Below are 15,834 nucleotides of genomic sequence, written 5' to 3'. Positions count from 1 at the left end.
CGTCGTCGAGCGCCTCCATGGTGAACCAGCCGGTCCCCCGGAAGGCCCCTGATACGTACTCCTGTACCAGCCGGGAACCGGGGACGCTCTCTCTGGTCACGCAGGAAAAGCGCAGCTTCGGCCCGCCGCCCTCCACCCCGCGCGGATGGACGGTCACATCGACGGATCCGCCCACCTGCTCCGGCGAAACGGTCCCCGGCAGGAAGGTGTTGTGCGGCACCCACCACTGAGCGGCGCCGTCCAGCTCGCTGGCCAGCGCCTCCCAGACGCGGTCGGGGGGAGCGCTGATGACAGCTGAATCGGTAACGTCATAGGTGGCCATGAAACTACCAGCCGCCAATTCCAAAAAAGCCATGACCCGGTGCCAGGATGAAGGATGGATCGTACTTCCGCTTCTGAGCGGCGAACGCGCGATACTCGCGCGGGCCAAAGTGGATTGCCCAGTCCGCGGCGGTCATGCCCGGAATGGCGCCAATGATGTATCGCTTTCCCTGCATTTTGACGGCGCGCTCGTACAGCCGGCGGTTCCGTTTCAGTTGGGCGTCGATGTTGGTGGCGTCCGGGGCCGGGAAACACAGCAAGTCGAAGAAGTACAGGGTGTCATCGCCGGTTTCCGGCATTGCGAACATTGGGGACTTCACCTTGGTGCGGTCAAACGGGGAGAGGAGACAGAATCCCGCACCCAGGTCATCAGGTGTCAGCTCCGGGACCACTGACTCAACAAACTCCTTGACCCTTGACCCGGGAAGGATCAGGCTCAGCCACGGCTTCTTGGCCTCCCAGTAGCCGATTTCCTTAAGGTAAGCCTCGAACGGATCCAGCCGGAACGCCCAATCAACAAAAGGCATCTGTACGCTTGCGCGCTCGGCGCCTAGATCTCCCATGCCGCTGAGGAGGGCCGTGTGGTCCGGCTCTGAGCCTGCGTCGAAGTAGCTGCCCACCTCGATCTTGTAGCGCCAGCCGGAGTTGTCCGGCCGGCGCGATATCTCGCCGGCCTGGTGTTGGAACCGCCCGCCGTTCATCAGGGTCTTCTGATCCTCAAGGTAACGGTCAAGATCCTCGTAGTACATGGTGGTGATCTCGGCGCTCTGCCTGGCTGGAATCAAGCCCACAACAAGCTTCACAATGACGCCGACCTGGCCGCCCCCGGCGAGGGCCGCGTTGAACAGATCTGCGTTACGGGTGGGGGTGGCTGTGACCAGCTCACCCGCACCCGTGACGATGTCCATGGATTTCACGGTGTCACTCTGCAGGCCATGGCGCTGCACACCGCCGCCGATGCCGCCAACGCTGACCGTTCCTCCGATGGACAGGTGCAGGTAGTCGGTGAGTGAGGGTGGAGTGGCCCCTTGATTGAGGGCCGTCTTGGTGAGTGACGCCCAGGAGACTCCCGGCTCCACAACTGCGTGGTCGCCGCGGATTGCGATTATACGCGAGAGGCTGTTGGCGTCGATTTCCATGCCGCCGCGGGTCAATGCCTGACCATAGTTGGAGTGGGACTCGCGCTCCCCGTTGCCGCTCTGGCCATTCATCGCCGCCTGAATGGCGAACCGACGGCAGTACTGCAGCATCTTCACGATGTCCTGCACCGAGCCGGGACGGAGCACTGCTTTGGGCTGGGCAGTGATCAAGCGACCGAAGTCCGTGGAGAACTCAGTCCGGGCGGCCGTGCTCAGTTCCAGTGTTCCGTCGAGCCTGGGCACGGGCACCGGGCCCAGTTCCGCAGCGGTTGCCGGTGTTGCCCAGGTGGCGCCGGCAACGCTCCAGCCGACAACGGCGAGTCCGGTTGCCTTGAGGATGTTGCGGCGTGAGTGATGGGTAGTGGTCATTGCTCTTATCCTTCGTTCCGGCCGGCAGCGATGTGGGTTTTCCCTGCACGGAGTTCATCGGTGGTGGTGAGGTGGTAGGAAACCGTGTCGAACGTCTTGGTCTTGTTGCGGAAAGTCCAGGTGTAGGTGGGCCAGATGGAGGGGTTCCGTCCGTTCTTGTCCAGATACCAGCTCTGGCAGCCGCCTGAATTCCAGACGGTCCCCTGCAGTTGACCGTCCAGCCACGTGTTGTAGGCCTTCTGGACGGCGGGCCGCACCGAAACACTCGCCAGGGACTTGCGGTCCATGACTTTGAGCGCGTCCAGCAGGTAGGTGATCTGCGCTTCGATCATGACGGTTTGGGACGAATGGCCCAGGGCGGTGTTCGGCCCGAGGAACATGAACAGATTGGGGAAACCGGCCACGGTGGTGCCGGCATACGCGGACATATCCTGGTCCCACGCATCTGCGAGTGACAGTCCGTTGTTGCCCCTGATCCGGTGGGCAATGGGCCGGTCAGTTGCCTTGAACCCCGTGGCCAGGATGATCGCATCCACCTCGCGGCGGGTGCCGTCCACGCTCTCAATGGTGTTGCCGTGAATGCGTGCAATGCCGTCGGTGACAACACTCACGTTGGGCTGGTTCAGCGCAGGGTAGAAGTTGTTGGAGAACAGGATCCGTTTGCAGCCTGCCGTGTACGCGGGTGTCAGCTTGTCCCGCAGAACCGGATCCTGGATGGACGCGTGGAGGTGCTTCAGCGCCGCGCCCTGCAGTGTCTTCTCCATGACCTTGGGGCGTCCCATCATGAATGCGACAATCTCCCTGCCCCACATGTTGAAATTCCGCCGGAACCCCTGGTAGCCGGGCACGTTGCGGCGCAGCCACAGCTGGCTTCCCGGGATCTCCCTGTCAGGCTTGGGTGCAACCCAGGCGGGCGTGCGCTGGTAGAGGTCCAGGGCGGAGGCCTTTTCCTGGACCTTCGGAATGAACTGGACTGCGGAGGCACCGTTGCCCACCACTGCAATCCGCTTGCCGGTCAGGTCAAAGCCATGGTTCCAGCCGGAGGAATGGAACAGTTCACCGGTGAAGGAGTCCAGTCCCTCGATAGCCGGCTTCACCGGGTCACTCAGGTAACCAGTACCGGTGGCGAGGATCTGCGCGGTGTAGCCGCCGCCGCTTGTGTCGATCCGCCAAAGGTGTGCCTCCTCATCCCAATCCGCCGAAACGACGTCGTGCTCGAACCTGATGTGTGGCCGCACGCCAAAGCGATCCGCGCAGTCCCGGAGGTATTGAAGGATTTCCGGCTGCTTGCCAAAAGTGGTGCTCCAGTTGGGATTGGGTGCAAAAGAGTAGGAGTAGAGCAGGGACATGACGTCGCAGGCACTGCCCGGGTACGTGTTCTCACGCCAGGTCCCGCCGATCTCCTGCGCCCGCTCGAACACGAGGAAGTCGGTCTCGCCTTCCTGGGTCAGCCGGATCGCGGCACCCAGACCGGAGAATCCGGCGCCGATAATGGCCACGCGCACGTGGCGGGTTGCGGAAAAGTCCATGATGGGGCTCCTGTTGGTAGGGGCATGTGTTGGTCTGCTCCAAGAGATACCGGCACACGCGCAATAAGAACGCAAGGCACGACGCCGGCACCCACATTGCGCTGCCCTTGCGCGCCGCGGGATTCAATGCAGTCGACGGCTGCGCTACTGCAGACCGATTGACCTTTGATTTGAGGAGTGGACTACCCATGGAACTGCCCACCGTTGAAGAACTTGCCACCCAGCTGCAGGCCGTCTCCGGCGCCCCGGACGTTGACGTGGACGCCCCGCTGACACAGCTTTCCGACGTCGATTCGATGGACCTCATGGAATGGCTGTACGGCTTTCAGTCCCAGTACCCCGAACTGCAGGCCGACGCTTCCCTCTTTCAGGAGGACGGCGACGGCGGCGCCACCCTGCGCACGGTCCACGGCCGTCTGCTCGCGCTGGCTGCCCAGCCGGCCAGCGCAAAGTAACCGCGTGAGCAGCATGCAGATTACGGGCTGGGGCACCTCCCTCCCGGAGAAAATTGTGTCCAGCGTTGAACTGGCCGAACGTTTCGGCATTGACGAGGACTGGATTGTCAGCCGCTGCGGCATCAACGAGCGCCGCTACGTCCAGGACGGACAAACGACGGCGTCGCTCGCCATCGAAGCCGGCCAGCGGGCTCTGGACAAGGCGGGGTTGACCGGCGCTGACATTGCCCACCTGATAGTTGCCACTGCGACGCCGGAACAGCCATCGCCTGCCACGTCGGCCTTTGTGCACCACGAACTGGGCGTCTCAGGCAGCGCCCACGACGTAAATGCGGAGTGCTCCGGGTTTGTCTACGGGCTGATCTTCGCTGCAGCGATGATGAAGATGGACCCGCGGCCTATCCTGCTGATCGGTTCCGATACGCACTCGCTGACCGTCAATCCCGCGGACCGTGATTTGGGAATCCTCGTGGGTGACGGTGCAGGCGCTGTGGTCCTTACGCCGGGCGAAGATGACTGGGTACTTTCCTGGGACCTGGGTGCAGACGGCGCCCGCGCCTCCAGCCTGAAGGTCCTGGCAGGTGGGAGCCGGATGCCCACCACCGAGGAAACCGTCCGCGACGGGCTGCACTACGCCAAGATCAACGGCAACGAGATCTACCTCAACGCCGTTCGCTACACCGTTGGAACGGTGCGCAACACCATGGAGAAAGCAGGGCTATCCGTCAGCGACGTGGACCATGTGGTGCCGCACCAGGCCAACATCCGCATCATCAATTCGATCCTGAACCACACCGGCCTCACGCAGGATCAGCTGGTCACCAACATCCACAAATACGGCAACACAGCATCCGCCTCCATCCCCATCGCGTTGGCGGAAGCGCTCGACGACGGCCGCATTACCGCGGGTGATCTGGTGATGCTCGCCGGATTCGGTGCCGGGATGACCTGGGGTTCGGTGCTGCTTCGGTGGGGAGGAGAGACAGCATGAAAACGTCGACACGACCGGAATCGCCGGTTGCACTGGTGACGGGGGCTTCGGGTGACTTTGGACGCGAGCTTGCCGTGCAGCTCGATGCCCTCGGATGCCGCGTTGCTGTGCATTACAACCGTTCCAAGGAGCCAGCCGAGGAGGTGGCTGCCCTGCTGCACAATGACTCCTGCGTGGTGGGCGGCGACGTCGCATCCTGGGAAGCCGTCCAGGACCTGTACGAGCAGGTGCGCGCCGCTCTCGGTCCGCTGGACGTGCTGGTGAACAACGGCGCAATCCGCCGGGACTCACTCATGGCCATGCAGGACCCCGCCGAGTGGAAATCCGTCATCGACACCAACCTGGTGGGGACCTTCCACACCAGCCGGGTGGCGCTTCCGCACATGCTCAAGCAACGGTGGGGGCGGATCATCAACATCGTGTCGCCGTCGGGCCTTATTGCGACGGCCGGCCAGACCGCCTACTCGGCCTCCAAGGCGGGCGTTATCGGCATGACGCGGACGCTCGCGGCCGAGTGCGGCAAGCGCGGAGTCACCGTGAATGCGCTCTCGCCCGGGTTCATGATCACCGGGATGACGCACAACCTGCCGGAGAACGTGAAGGCGGGGATCAGGGACAAGACACCGATTCCACGTTTCGGGACCACGCAGGAGGTTGCGCAAGGAATCGGCTTCTTCCTGGACAACGACTTCATGACGGGTCAGGTCATCAGCATTGACGGCGGGGTTTCGATTACGTAGCTTTCAGCCCGCTTGAGCAGGGCAGTAGTTACCGGCTTCCACACGGATCCGGCAACTACTGTCTTGTGGTCTGCTTTGCCGGTTCGGGGATATGAGTAGTGAATGAATCCACCGTGACACCCGTGGTCCGGCGGCGGTGCTCCAGCGGACTCATCCCGCGCTCGCGCTTGAACGCGGCGCTGAACGCAAACGGGCTGCTGTAGCCAACCCTGCGAGCAACAGCAGTGAGGGTGGAATTCGGCTCCACCAGGAGGTCTGCCCCGAGCGAGAGCCTCCGGCTGGTGAGGTAGTTCATGGGCGATTCGCCCACAAGTGTGGTGAACTTACGGGCAAACGTAGCCCGTGACACGCCGGTCTCGTCAGCCAACCTCGCCACCGTCCACGGAAGCTCGGGGCTCTTGTGCAGCGCTCGAAGCGCCGAGCCCACCACCGGGTCGCTCTGGGCCAGGCACCACTCCGGTGCCTCCGACTGCGCCGAAGACAGCCACGTTCGCACAATCTTTACCAGAAGCAGGTCCAGGATCCGGTCTAGCACAAGTTCCTGTCCCGGCCTGTTGAGGCCCATCTCGGTGGAGAGTAGGCGCACCAGCGCAAGGTCGTCGTCGCACGGGGTATGGACCAGGAGCGGCGGCAGCGCGCTCAGGAGCCGCATACCGATCTCGGTGCGTGACTGGTAGGTGCCGCTGAGCATGATGGCCGAATTGTCGTCGGGGCTTCTGCCCCACCGCCTGGATCCGGGAGCGATTGAGCCGGCCATTCCTTCGCCAGCGATCGTGATGCAGACCTGCCCCGGCTGGATGATTGCGTGCGGCGGGGTGGCTGGCGTGTCTGCGATGGTGTACGGATTGGGGCCGCGGAGAACTGCCACATCATTTTCACGAATGAGCACCGGATCACCCGAGTCAAAGAGAATCCAAGCATCGCCGCGGATCATGGTGACCAGCGAAAGGGCAGCCTTGTCCTCGATCCGCAGACTCCATGGCGGAGAAAGGACTGATTCCAACAGGAACGCGCCGTGTGCGCGTGGGCCGTCCATGAGGCTCGCAAGGGTGTCGTCCATAAGTGTGGTCACACAGTCAGTTTAGACGATTGCACATGAACTAGCACTAGTCAGATATGGAACAGATGGTACGCGCAGGGTTAACTTCAGATAGAGGACTTTGAAGGAGCCGTACCCTATGACTGAGATAACACTGATACTCGCAACCGTTTCCATGGGCCTGATTGCCGGGCTGTTCTACACTTTCTCCATCTCCGTGATGCCCGGCTTCCGCCGGATCAGCGACAGTGCGTTCGTCGAGTCCATGAACGCTATCAATGGGGCCATCCAGAACCTGGGGTTCGCCCTGAGTTTCTTTGGTGCGTTGCTTTTCACCAGCGCCGCACTGGTCCTTGACATTACCGGCGGCCAGGCGGCCATTATGCCGGTAACGCTGGCATTAGGGCTATACGTTGTGGCCCTGATCATTACCTTCGGGGTGAATATTCCCCTGAACATCGAACTGGAACGTGCTCTGGCTTCCGGTTCGCGGGTCAGCGTGGCAACCCTCCGGGAGCGCTTCGAAAGACGTTGGACCGGTTGGAACGCTGCGCGCATGCTTCTCTCCGCGGCCGCGTTTGTCCTGTTGTGTACGGCTCTGCCCGCCGGGATCGGGTAGAAGGCCGGGTGGCCCTCACCATCATTGACCTCATGGGCGCCCGCGTCGGGAGCGAACGGCTCCTGCCTCCGCTTGTGCCCGCCGCCGTGCATACGTCAGAGTCTTTTCACGTCAGCCAAGGGAAAATGTTTCCAGCTGAACAAATCCTGGTCGCCGGCGCATCGCATAAGCGGAAAGCGGAGTTCTCCACCGTGCGCGGGTGCGCTCGAAACGCTCTCTCCCTGCTCGATATACCACCCGCACCGATCCTTCGCGGGCCAGGCGGCGCCCCCGTATGGCCGGAGGGCATTGTTGGCAGCATGACGCACTGCCGCAACTATTGCGCGGCAGCAGTTGCCTCCGCATCTGCCATTACGGCCATTGGAATCGACGCCGAGCCCGCCCAACAGTTACCGGCAGGAGTTCTCAACCTGGTGGCCGGCGGCGCGGAGCAGGAGGCCATCACGTCCCTCGCCCTCGCCAATCCAACGATTCATTGGGACAGGCTCCTTTTCTGTGTAAAGGAGGCCGTCTACAAGGCGTGGTATCCGCTGACCGGGCTCTGGATCGGCTTCCTCGAGGCTGTCGCGGAACTGCACACCGATGGTCGGTTCACCGTTCACATCATCTCGGCCAAAGACTTTGACCTGGACATGACCTTTTGGGAAGGCACATGGATTCAGTCGGAGGGTCTGCTCGTGGCAGCCAGCGTGAGGCTTCCAGCGCCATCGTGACGCAGGCGAATGCACCTGAGCGCTTCGAACATTCCCCGCTGGCAGCAACCAGTGATCGGATGGGAACAGGACAAGACAACCAAGGGATCACCGCTGTGACACACACCAAGCCAACCACTCTAGCCCTCATCGGCGCCATCGGATCCGGTATGGTCGGCGGCTTCTACCTCGCCTTTTCGGGCGTGATCATGCCGGCTCTGCATCAATTGCCGGCGGCCGACGCCGTAAGGATCATGCAATCCATCAACCGTGCCGCCGTGGGTCCCGCGTTCATGATTCCGTTCTGGGGCACGGCGGCGGTGAGCGCCGCGCTGGTTACCCGGGGATTCGGCAGGGGCACCAAATCGGTCCTTCCGGCCGTTGGCGCCGGGCTGTATCTCGCCGGCGTCGCGGTCACCGTTATCTGCAACGTGCCGCTGAACAACAAACTTGACGCTGCCGCCGGTACCCAGTTGGCATGGGAGGCCTTCACCTCCGGGTGGGTGCCCGCGAACCACATCAGGACCGCGGCCTCAATTGCCGGTGCCGTGCTGCTGGTGGGGGCGCTCCGCCGCCGCAAGTAGCCCACCGGTCCCTCTGTATTAGAGCGAAGCCTGCGCAGCCTCGAGGAGTCCATTGGCCTTCGCCACTGACCCCAACCAGCCAAGGCTTGGCTTCGGATGCCGCTCAAACGTCGCCGCGTCCCAGGCGATGAGGCCGAAGGTGGGCCGGTAGCTGCCCCACTCGTAGTTATCGAGCGCGCTCCAGTGCAGGTATCCGCGGACGTCAATACCGTCGTCAATTGTGCGGGAAACAGCCTCAAGCGCACCGCGCGTGTAGTCGATCCGGCGTGAGTCATCCGCCGTCGCGATCCCGTTCTCGGTCACGTAGACCGGCACACCATTGCGCTGCCAGGAGTTCCGGATCCCGTCCTCGATGGCTGAGGGATAGTACTCCCACCCGGTGAGGGTGCGTTCGGCGTCGTCGTCAATCGGCAGTGGGCCATCCGCTCCCACCCGGGTACGGGTGTAGGCCTGGATGCCCACCCAGTCGTCGTTGATTGAAGTCTCCAGGAACACATGCTCCCGCGAGCGCCCGTACTCTTCTGTGACTTCTTCGGCGCCCGGTTCGGCCTGGTAAGCCTGCGTCGCTACGGACCAGCCGGCCTTCTTGCCGGCCGCTTGAAGGATGGTGACGGCACGGCGGTGCGCGGCGATCAAGTGTTCTGTCACCAACGGGTCGCCGGCGGGCAGACCGACGGCGGGAAAGCCCTGGTCCGGATCCGCGAGCACCGCCACCATGTTGGGTTCGTTGATGGTGCAGACCAGCTCCACGCCGTCGAGCACCGGAAGCGCATGCTCCACATACCGCGCAAAGCGCTCCACCGAACCCGCGTCCTTCCAGCCGCCCGCACGGGCAAACCAGATGGGGTTGGTGAAGTGGTGGAGCGTCACCATGGGGGTCAGGCCAAGCTCGACGGCGGTGGCCACCATCCGGCGGTAGTGGTCCAGGGCGGCGCGGGAGACAAAGCCCTCCTCGGGCTCGATCCGAGCCCACTCGATGCTGAACCGGTACGAGGTCAGCCCCGCGTCAGCCAGCAGCTGCATATCTTCACGGTAGCGGTGGTAACTGTCCGCGGCATCGCCGCTGGGCGCCTCGACCGGAGGCCCGGCCAAGTGCCCGTGTTCGCGCTGCCACCAATCCGAATTGACGTTGCCGCCCTCGATCTGGTGCGCGGCCGTGGAGGCACCCCAAAGGAACCCGTTGGGAAATGTCATCGCTTTACTACTTTCCGCCGGCGGTTGCCGGCTACTTGATGCCCGTCAGCGCGATGCCCTGCACAAAGTACTTCTGCAGCAACACGAAGATGAGGAGGATGGGAACAACTACGACGACGGCGCCCGCCATCATGAGCCCGTACTCGGCTGCGTTCTGGCCCACCGAATACAGGGCCAGCGCCACGGGGAGGGTATAACGGTCTTCGCTGGTAGCCACCACGAGGGGCCACAGGAAGTTGTTCCAGGATGCGAGGAACGTGAGGATGGTCAGCGTGGCCACCGCCGGACCGCAAAGCGGCATGATCACGCGCAGGAAGATCCTCCACTCGCTGGCGCCGTCAATGCGTGCGGCCTCGATCAGCTCGTCCGGGAGGCTCAGCATGAACTGCCGCATCAGGAAGACACCCAGGGGCGCAATCAGGAACGGAAGAATGAGTCCTGGATAGGAGTTCACCAGACCAAGGTTTGCCGTGAGCACAAAGAGCGGCACAAAAGTGACAACGCCCGGGACCATGAGTGTGCCAAGGACCAGCATGAACAGTACCTTTTTGCCTGCGAAGTCCAGTTTCGCCAGGGCGTAGCCCACCATCGAGGAGAACACGATGTTTCCCGCGGTGACAAAGACCGCCACGATCAGGCTGTTCGCGAAGAACGTTGCGAAATCCAGCCGGACAAACAGTTCGGTGTAGTTATCGAGAGTGGGTTCCAATGGCCAGAAGTTCAGCGGATACTGCCGGATTTCCGCGGTTGTCTTGAAGGAGCCCAGAATCATCCAGACAAACGGGAGGATCATGGCGATCATGCCGACGGCAAGCACCACGTAAAGCCAGACGCGGGGGCGTTGCCGCATGGGTGAGCGGCGGCGACGGGTCCCGGTCACTGCCTCGACCGGGGGCGCTGTGGAAACGGCCATGTCAGTCCTTCTTTCCGAGGAGCCGGAACTGGATCAGCGAGAGCACAACGATGGCAAGAAACAACACGTAGCTGGCCGCCGAGGCGTAGGAATAATTGCCAAAACCGAACTGGTCGTACGTGTACATGGCTGTGGAGAGGGTTGCGTCCAACGGCCCACCGCTGGTCATGACATACGGCTCCTCAAAGAACTGCAGAAACCCGATGCCGGTGATCACTGCGGCGAACAGGATGGGCGGCCGCATGGCAGGAAGCGTAACGTTCCAGAACCGCTGAACGGGGCTGGCGCCGTCGACCATTGCCGCCTCATGGTGCTCGCGCGGAACACCCTGAAGACCGGCCAGGAAGATCACCATCAGCGTGCCGATGTTGCGCCAGACCGCCATGAAGATGAGCGAGGGCAGTGCCCAGAACTCGTCTTCGAGCCAGTTGGGGCCCGCGATCCCAAACACGCCAAGGAAACCGTTAAGTAGACCGTCCGGCTGAAGGATAAACCGCCACACAATAGCCACCGCCACAATGCTGGTGACCACGGGTGCGTAGTAGCCCACCCGGAACACCGTGCGGAACCGGGTGATCCCGTTGTTCAGCGCAAGTGCCACCAGCAGCGCCAGGGCCATGGTGAGCGGAACCCCCAGCAGCACAAACAGCGCCGTATTAACCAGCGAGCGGACAAAACGCCCATCGTTGAACAGCGAAATGTAATTCTCAAGGCCCACAAAGTTCACGCCGAAGGGGCTGCGGAGATCGCGGGTGGTGAGGTCGGTGAAACTCATCGCCAGCGATGCCACAATGGGCCCCGCCATGAAGATGACAAAAAGAATCAGGAACGGGGCGGCGAAACCCCAGGCGACCAGCGTCTGGCGGCTCCGGCGCGAGCGCGGTTTGCGCGCGGGCCCCGGAGCCTTGCCAACCGCCGGCGATTGGGCGAGAGCCACTGTTAGAGGCCCGTCCCGATGCTTTCGGCCTGGCTTTGGATGGCAGCCAGTGCCTCATCAACCGTGGCATCGCCACGGGTGACCTTTTCGAGCTCCTGATCGATCACTGCGGAGACCTGCGCCCACGTGGGGATGGCGGGCGGAGCCTTCGAATCCTCAAGCTGTTCGGCGAAGACGCTCAGGTTCGGGTCCTCGGCGAACATTGGATCCTCGTAGGCGGCCTGGACGCTCGGCAGTGTGGTGGAAATGCCATACCAGTCGATCTGCGTTTCAGGCTGGCTCAGCCAGCGGACAAACTTCCAGCTGGCGTCGCGGTTCTCGCTGTCGTTGAACACGGCGAGGTTGCCACCGCCGGTGAAGCTGGTGCGGGAGTCGGCTCCCGGAACCATTGCGACGTCGAACTGGTCGGCAAACCCTTCGCCGCCCTGCTCTTCCAGAAGGCCAATGTGGAACGGTCCGCTAAAGAAGGAGCCCACCTCGCCTGAGATGAATTTCTGTTCGATCTCACCGGTTTCAAGGCGTACGGGGTCGGCGATGCCTTCCTCGAAGAAGCTGGCGTAGTACTCGAAAGCTTCTTTCCACTCGGGCGTCTCGAAGGTAAACTCCGTGCCTTCCTCGTTCATGATGTCCCCACCCTGCTGCCACACAAAGGGTGCCAGGTACTGCCAGGAATCGAATCCGCCGGGCGGCAGGGATACGCCCGCTTCAGCACCCTCAGCCTGCAACGCCGCGGTGAAGGTCTTGAATTCTTCCCAGGTGGCTGGAGGCTCCACGCCTGCAGCCTCGGCCATGTCCGTGCGGTAGTACATTGCGCGGGTATCCACATACCACGGGACACCGTAGGCGACGTCGTCGACCACTGCCGTACCCCAGGATCCTTCGAAGAACGCCGATTCATCCACCAGGCCTTCGGGCGTGGGTTCCAGGGCACCCGTTGCGGCGAACTCGCCAACCCAAGTGGTGCCGAGCATCGAGATGTCCGGCGTCTCGCCTCCGGCAATGGAGGTGGCAATGCGGTCGTGGGCGCTTTCCCACGGGACGGGAGTGACGTTGATGGTGACGTCCGGGTTCGCTTCCTCGAAGTCCGCGGCAAGCTGGTCGAGGACTTCGCCCTCGTTGCCCATAGCCCAGATGGTGACCTCGCCGGTTGCCGGTGCGTCATCAATGGCAGCGCCGGCTTCGGGACCCCCCGCCGCACCGCCTTCGTCACGGCCGCAGCCGGTCAGTGCCAGTGCGCCGATAACGGCCACCGCGCTCCATGATCGCCATTGATTCATAGTGTTGCCTCCAGTTAGTGGGTTCAGTTGCTCCGCGGTTTAATGCTCCAGCGGAGCATTACGTGCCAAGCTATCACAAAAACCTTACAGGCGATAGGTTTTTATTTCCGTACATGCGATAGGTTTTTGTTCATGACAAAGTCTCCAGCCCAAAAACGCGGCAGCTATGCCAAGGGCCAGGCGAAGCGCCAGGAGATCCTCGACGCTGCGCTGATGGTTTTCGGTCGAAGCGGGTTCCACAGCGGTTCGCTGCGTGAAATCGCCAAACGGGTTGAGTTGACGCCGGCAGGCCTCATGCACCACTTTGCCTCGAAAGAGGAGCTGTTCACGGAGGTGCTGAGGCAGCGTGATGAGCGGGTCAAGGATGCCGCGGGTGACGTCGCCGAGGAAACCATGCTGGACCAGATGCGAAGGGTTGTTGCCTACAACCAAACGACGCCGGGACTCACCTCGCTCTACACGGTGATCGCGGCGGAGGCAACCAACAGCGACCACCCCGCCCACGAGTACTTTGCGTCCCGCTACGGCGAACGGGCATCGCAGACAGCCGGGATCCTCAAGGACGCGCAACGGGACGGACTGGTCCGGGATGACCTGGATGTCCACCATGCCGCACGCCTCATCGCCGCCGTCATGGACGGGCTGCAGCAGCAGTGGCTGCTGGACGACAGCGTGGACATGACCGGTGTCTTTGATGAATTTGTCCGGGGTTACTTCCTGAAGGGTTGATTGCACGGACAGCAACGGCGCGGCCCCTATGAAGGGGCGCCGCGCCGTCGTCGTACCGGGTTTGTTAGCCCAGGTCCGTCCCGAATACCTGTGCATCGACCAAAGGCCGAACGGCCTTCTCAAATTCGCGGTCAACAAAGTAGTCCTTCAGCCTGTCCTTCTTGACCTCGTTGAGGATGGCGCCCATGATCATGGACTGGTCCAGGCTCAGGTAGCGCTCGGCAATGGTGCCGCTGCCCACGGCCACTGAATCGTAGAACCCGCCGGGGCCGTAGGCGTCAAGCTCGTTCTTGATGCCGTCAAGGTTTTCCATTACGGCCTCGCGGTCATAGGGCAGCGCCAGGAACGCTGCATGTGGGGTGACCACGCCGTCACCGAACTCGGGGTCCGGATTGGTGGCCTCGCGGCAACCCTCAAACCCGATGTCGACGTTCGTCTTTTCCACGTCGCTCCCATAACCATCCGAACTGATGCCAATCTCCTCAACCCCGTACTCGCGGTACTCGGCGAAGGGATCGCTGGCCGGGGAGAAGCCCCAGTATCCGTAACCGGCCTCGTCCATGCCGTGCTCAATGTGGGCGCGGACGGTGGCCTCGTGGTTCAGCGCCCAGGACTTCTGGCCCCAGTCCGCTTCCGGCACAAACAGGTCCGGCATGAGGGCCTCGAACATGCTGCCACCCCAGGCTGGAACCAACTGCATGCCCCGGTACTCGTAGGTGCCTTCGTAGACACTGACTCCCAGGTACTCACGGGTTTCGCCGGTGGGCTTCTGTTCCTGCCAGCCGTAATCGCAGCCGCGCTCCGGCATAGTGCGGTAGGTGCCGTAATACGCAGTCGCTGGGATCTGGCCGTTGGCGATGCCGAGGTACGTCGCGATGCGAGCTTCGCTCACCGTGGTGTCATACCAATGGCAGGTGTAATAGACGTCGGCGCCCTCGTCACCGTAATTGTCAGGGACCGCGCAGCCGTCACCTGGAGGCTCCACCCAGAACCCGCCGCGATTCAGACTGGCTCCTTCCCGGGCGTTCAGGTCGTGGTACCAGCCGAAGTCCATACTGTCGTAGAGCGCGTTGGCCTGTTTCGCGAGACGGGGCTCAGCCTTGGCGACAACCTTGAGCGCCGCAGCAAGCCAGCCGTTGTCCACGGTGCTCAGGAACGGGAAGACCTCGTCGCCGCTGGCGGGCCAGGTGGTGAGCTTGTTGCCATTCGTCGGTGAGTACCAGTTGTAGAACATGCCGCTTGGTTCGTGGGTTTCCAGCTCGCCCAGTGTCTTGATGGTTGTGGCGAGCCGATCACTCGCTTCCTTGTGCTTGATGATGCCCAGATCGCGGGCCGCAATGGTGGACCAGAGATAGCCGCCGATGTTCGTGGGGCTGGTGTATTCGCTCGGCGTGGAGAGGTCGCCGGTGATGTTGTCGGCGGGCAGACCGGTTTCCTCGTCGGTCATGGCCGCCATGGAAGTCCAGGTGTCGGCCGCGTAGGTCATCAGCGGATCCTGCTTTTCTGAACCCTTGGCCACCGCAACGGTGGGGGCGATCAAGGCCGTGGCCGCCATTGCGGCACCGGCCACCAGAGCTATTCTCCGGACACGTTTGGACACAGTTCTGCGCGGGGGCAACTGCATAGGAACTCCTTTGTTCAGTCGGAACTCCTACCCTTACATTAAAACCTAACGCGTACAAGGTTTTTATTGCTGTCCCTTCCTTATCCGTTGCGGTACGCACTTGAACGCACGGCTGCCCTGTCCTGGTCTGTGAGTGCCATCCATTGGGCCGGCGTCAGCTTGTTCAGCCTCAGCAGATGCCTGTCCTCGGGCGTCAGCGTGATGACCGGATCGGCGCGACGCTTCCTGCGCCGCGGCAGAAACACGGCCAGGGTGACCGCCAGCAGTACGAACGCAGTCAGCAGGACTATCAATTCCATGGTCATGGAGCCAATCCTGTTAGTTGAACCTTGTAAAAAACCGGGGAAGTCCGCCGCTGTTGATTCGCTGAGGCGGGCGTAGGCTGGGCCCATGTCTCGAATTCTGGTTCTGGGCGGCACCGGTCTGGCTGGCCGGGAGGTGGTCCGTGCATGTGTCGGCCGGGGGCTGGACACCAGGACGTTCAGCCGCAGTGGCAGCCCCGGTTCAGCGCACGACGGCGTGGAGCACGTCCGGGGGGATGTCACCACTGGCGCTGGCCTCACTCGGGCGATGGCCGGCGTCGACGTTGTGATCGACGCTCTTGACGGCAAGTTCGGCAGGGCACGCAGAGCCCTCTCCGCCGGTGCGCGAAACATCGCACCGGCGGCAGCCGCGGCAGGCG

The 15,834-nt window shown here is 62.6% G+C and carries 18 protein-coding genes; 8 read left to right on the top strand and 10 right to left on the bottom strand.

Going from position 1 to position 15,834, the window contains the following annotated elements:
- The 3 genes from Y708_RS29695 to Y708_RS0106775 all read right to left on the bottom strand — a co-directional run.
- A partial coding sequence (locus Y708_RS29695; protein ID WP_173401506.1) for an SRPBCC family protein occupies positions 1-322 on the bottom strand: 322 nt, incomplete at its 3' end.
- A 4-nt stretch (positions 323-326) separates the two neighbouring features.
- The gene (locus Y708_RS0106780; RefSeq protein WP_028279343.1) at positions 327-1,829 is read right to left on the bottom strand and encodes an FAD-binding protein; all 1,503 of its coding nucleotides are present in this window, start codon (positions 1,827-1,829) and stop codon (positions 327-329) included.
- Between the two features lie 5 nt (positions 1,830-1,834).
- On the bottom strand, positions 1,835-3,358 hold the full coding sequence (locus tag Y708_RS0106775) for a flavin-containing monooxygenase (protein WP_035775552.1): 1,524 nt from the start codon (positions 3,356-3,358) through the stop codon (positions 1,835-1,837).
- Positions 3,359-3,546: 188 nt separating this feature from the next.
- Here Y708_RS0106775 and Y708_RS0106770 point away from each other — a divergent pair, with 188 nt between their 5' ends.
- From Y708_RS0106770 to Y708_RS0106760, 3 genes are read left to right on the top strand one after another with little or no spacing between them, the layout of a single operon-like run.
- Positions 3,547-3,813: a hypothetical protein gene (locus tag Y708_RS0106770; RefSeq protein ID WP_028279341.1), complete on the top strand. Its 267-nt coding sequence runs from the start codon at positions 3,547-3,549 to the stop codon at positions 3,811-3,813.
- 13 nt (positions 3,814-3,826) lie between these two features.
- Positions 3,827-4,804 carry a 3-oxoacyl-ACP synthase III family protein gene (locus tag Y708_RS0106765; RefSeq protein ID WP_253905725.1) on the top strand — a complete coding sequence of 326 codons (978 nt, stop codon included), beginning with the start codon at positions 3,827-3,829 and terminating at the stop codon, positions 4,802-4,804.
- On the top strand, positions 4,801-5,544 hold the full coding sequence (locus Y708_RS0106760) for a 3-oxoacyl-ACP reductase family protein (protein ID WP_028279339.1): 744 nt from the start codon (positions 4,801-4,803) through the stop codon (positions 5,542-5,544). The genes Y708_RS0106765 and Y708_RS0106760 overlap by 4 nt, the downstream gene beginning before the upstream one ends.
- A 55-nt stretch (positions 5,545-5,599) precedes the next feature.
- Here the strand turns inward: Y708_RS0106760 and Y708_RS23435 are convergent, their stop codons facing one another.
- A complete protein-coding gene (locus Y708_RS23435; protein ID WP_216699747.1) occupies positions 5,600-6,616 on the bottom strand; it encodes an AraC family transcriptional regulator in 1,017 nt (338 codons plus the stop codon).
- A gap of 106 nt (positions 6,617-6,722) precedes the next feature.
- On the opposite strand from Y708_RS23435, the gene Y708_RS0106750 reads away from it, so the two are divergent.
- The 3 genes from Y708_RS0106750 to Y708_RS0106740 all read left to right on the top strand — a co-directional run bounded on the left by Y708_RS0106750 (position 6,723) and on the right by Y708_RS0106740 (position 8,478).
- Positions 6,723-7,202 (top strand): anthrone oxygenase family protein, encoded by a 480-nt coding sequence (locus tag Y708_RS0106750; RefSeq protein ID WP_035775548.1) that lies wholly within the window; start codon positions 6,723-6,725, stop codon positions 7,200-7,202.
- Between the two features lie 8 nt (positions 7,203-7,210).
- Positions 7,211-7,915, top strand: a complete 705-nt coding sequence (locus tag Y708_RS0106745; protein ID WP_051478771.1) for a 4'-phosphopantetheinyl transferase family protein — start codon at positions 7,211-7,213, stop codon at positions 7,913-7,915.
- 95 nt (positions 7,916-8,010) lie between these two features.
- Positions 8,011-8,478 carry an anthrone oxygenase family protein gene (locus Y708_RS0106740; RefSeq protein ID WP_035775571.1) on the top strand — a complete coding sequence of 156 codons (468 nt, stop codon included), beginning with the start codon at positions 8,011-8,013 and terminating at the stop codon, positions 8,476-8,478.
- Between the two features lie 18 nt (positions 8,479-8,496).
- Here Y708_RS0106740 and Y708_RS0106735 read toward each other — a convergent pair whose 3' ends face one another.
- The 4 genes from Y708_RS0106735 to Y708_RS0106720 are packed head-to-tail and all read right to left on the bottom strand — an operon-like array spanning position 8,497 to position 12,799.
- A complete protein-coding gene (locus tag Y708_RS0106735; RefSeq protein WP_028279335.1) occupies positions 8,497-9,672 on the bottom strand; it encodes a glycoside hydrolase family 1 protein in 1,176 nt (391 codons plus the stop codon).
- 31 nt (positions 9,673-9,703) lie between these two features.
- Entirely contained in the window at positions 9,704-10,585 is an 882-nt protein-coding gene (locus Y708_RS0106730; protein ID WP_028279334.1) for a carbohydrate ABC transporter permease, read from the bottom strand.
- Between the two features lies 1 nt (position 10,586).
- On the bottom strand, positions 10,587-11,522 hold the full coding sequence (locus Y708_RS0106725) for a carbohydrate ABC transporter permease (RefSeq protein ID WP_028279333.1): 936 nt from the start codon (positions 11,520-11,522) through the stop codon (positions 10,587-10,589).
- 2 nt (positions 11,523-11,524) lie between these two features.
- Positions 11,525-12,799: a sugar ABC transporter substrate-binding protein gene (locus Y708_RS0106720; protein WP_028279332.1), complete on the bottom strand. Its 1,275-nt coding sequence runs from the start codon at positions 12,797-12,799 to the stop codon at positions 11,525-11,527.
- Between the two features lie 132 nt (positions 12,800-12,931).
- Here Y708_RS0106720 and Y708_RS0106715 point away from each other — a divergent pair, with 132 nt between their 5' ends.
- Entirely contained in the window at positions 12,932-13,528 is a 597-nt protein-coding gene (locus Y708_RS0106715) for a TetR/AcrR family transcriptional regulator (protein ID WP_028279331.1), read from the top strand.
- A 64-nt stretch (positions 13,529-13,592) separates the two neighbouring features.
- On the opposite strand, the gene Y708_RS0106710 is transcribed toward Y708_RS0106715, so the two are convergent.
- A complete protein-coding gene (locus tag Y708_RS0106710) occupies positions 13,593-15,152 on the bottom strand; it encodes a glucoamylase family protein (protein ID WP_081746546.1) in 1,560 nt (519 codons plus the stop codon).
- Positions 15,153-15,232: 80 nt separating this feature from the next.
- Entirely contained in the window at positions 15,233-15,457 is a 225-nt protein-coding gene (locus Y708_RS0106705) for a hypothetical protein (RefSeq protein WP_028279329.1), read from the bottom strand.
- An 85-nt stretch (positions 15,458-15,542) separates the two neighbouring features.
- Between Y708_RS0106705 and Y708_RS23430 the strand changes: the two genes are divergently transcribed.
- Positions 15,543-15,834 (top strand): NmrA family NAD(P)-binding protein (locus Y708_RS23430; protein ID WP_155853762.1); only part of this gene is annotated, 292 nt, incomplete at its 3' end.

The organism is Arthrobacter sp. H5, from assembly GCF_000520595.1.
Classification (GTDB): Bacteria; Actinomycetota; Actinomycetes; order Actinomycetales; family Micrococcaceae; genus Arthrobacter_D.
The sequence above is the reverse complement of the archived record's forward strand: the minus strand, read 5'-3'. Positions and strand labels throughout refer to the sequence as shown.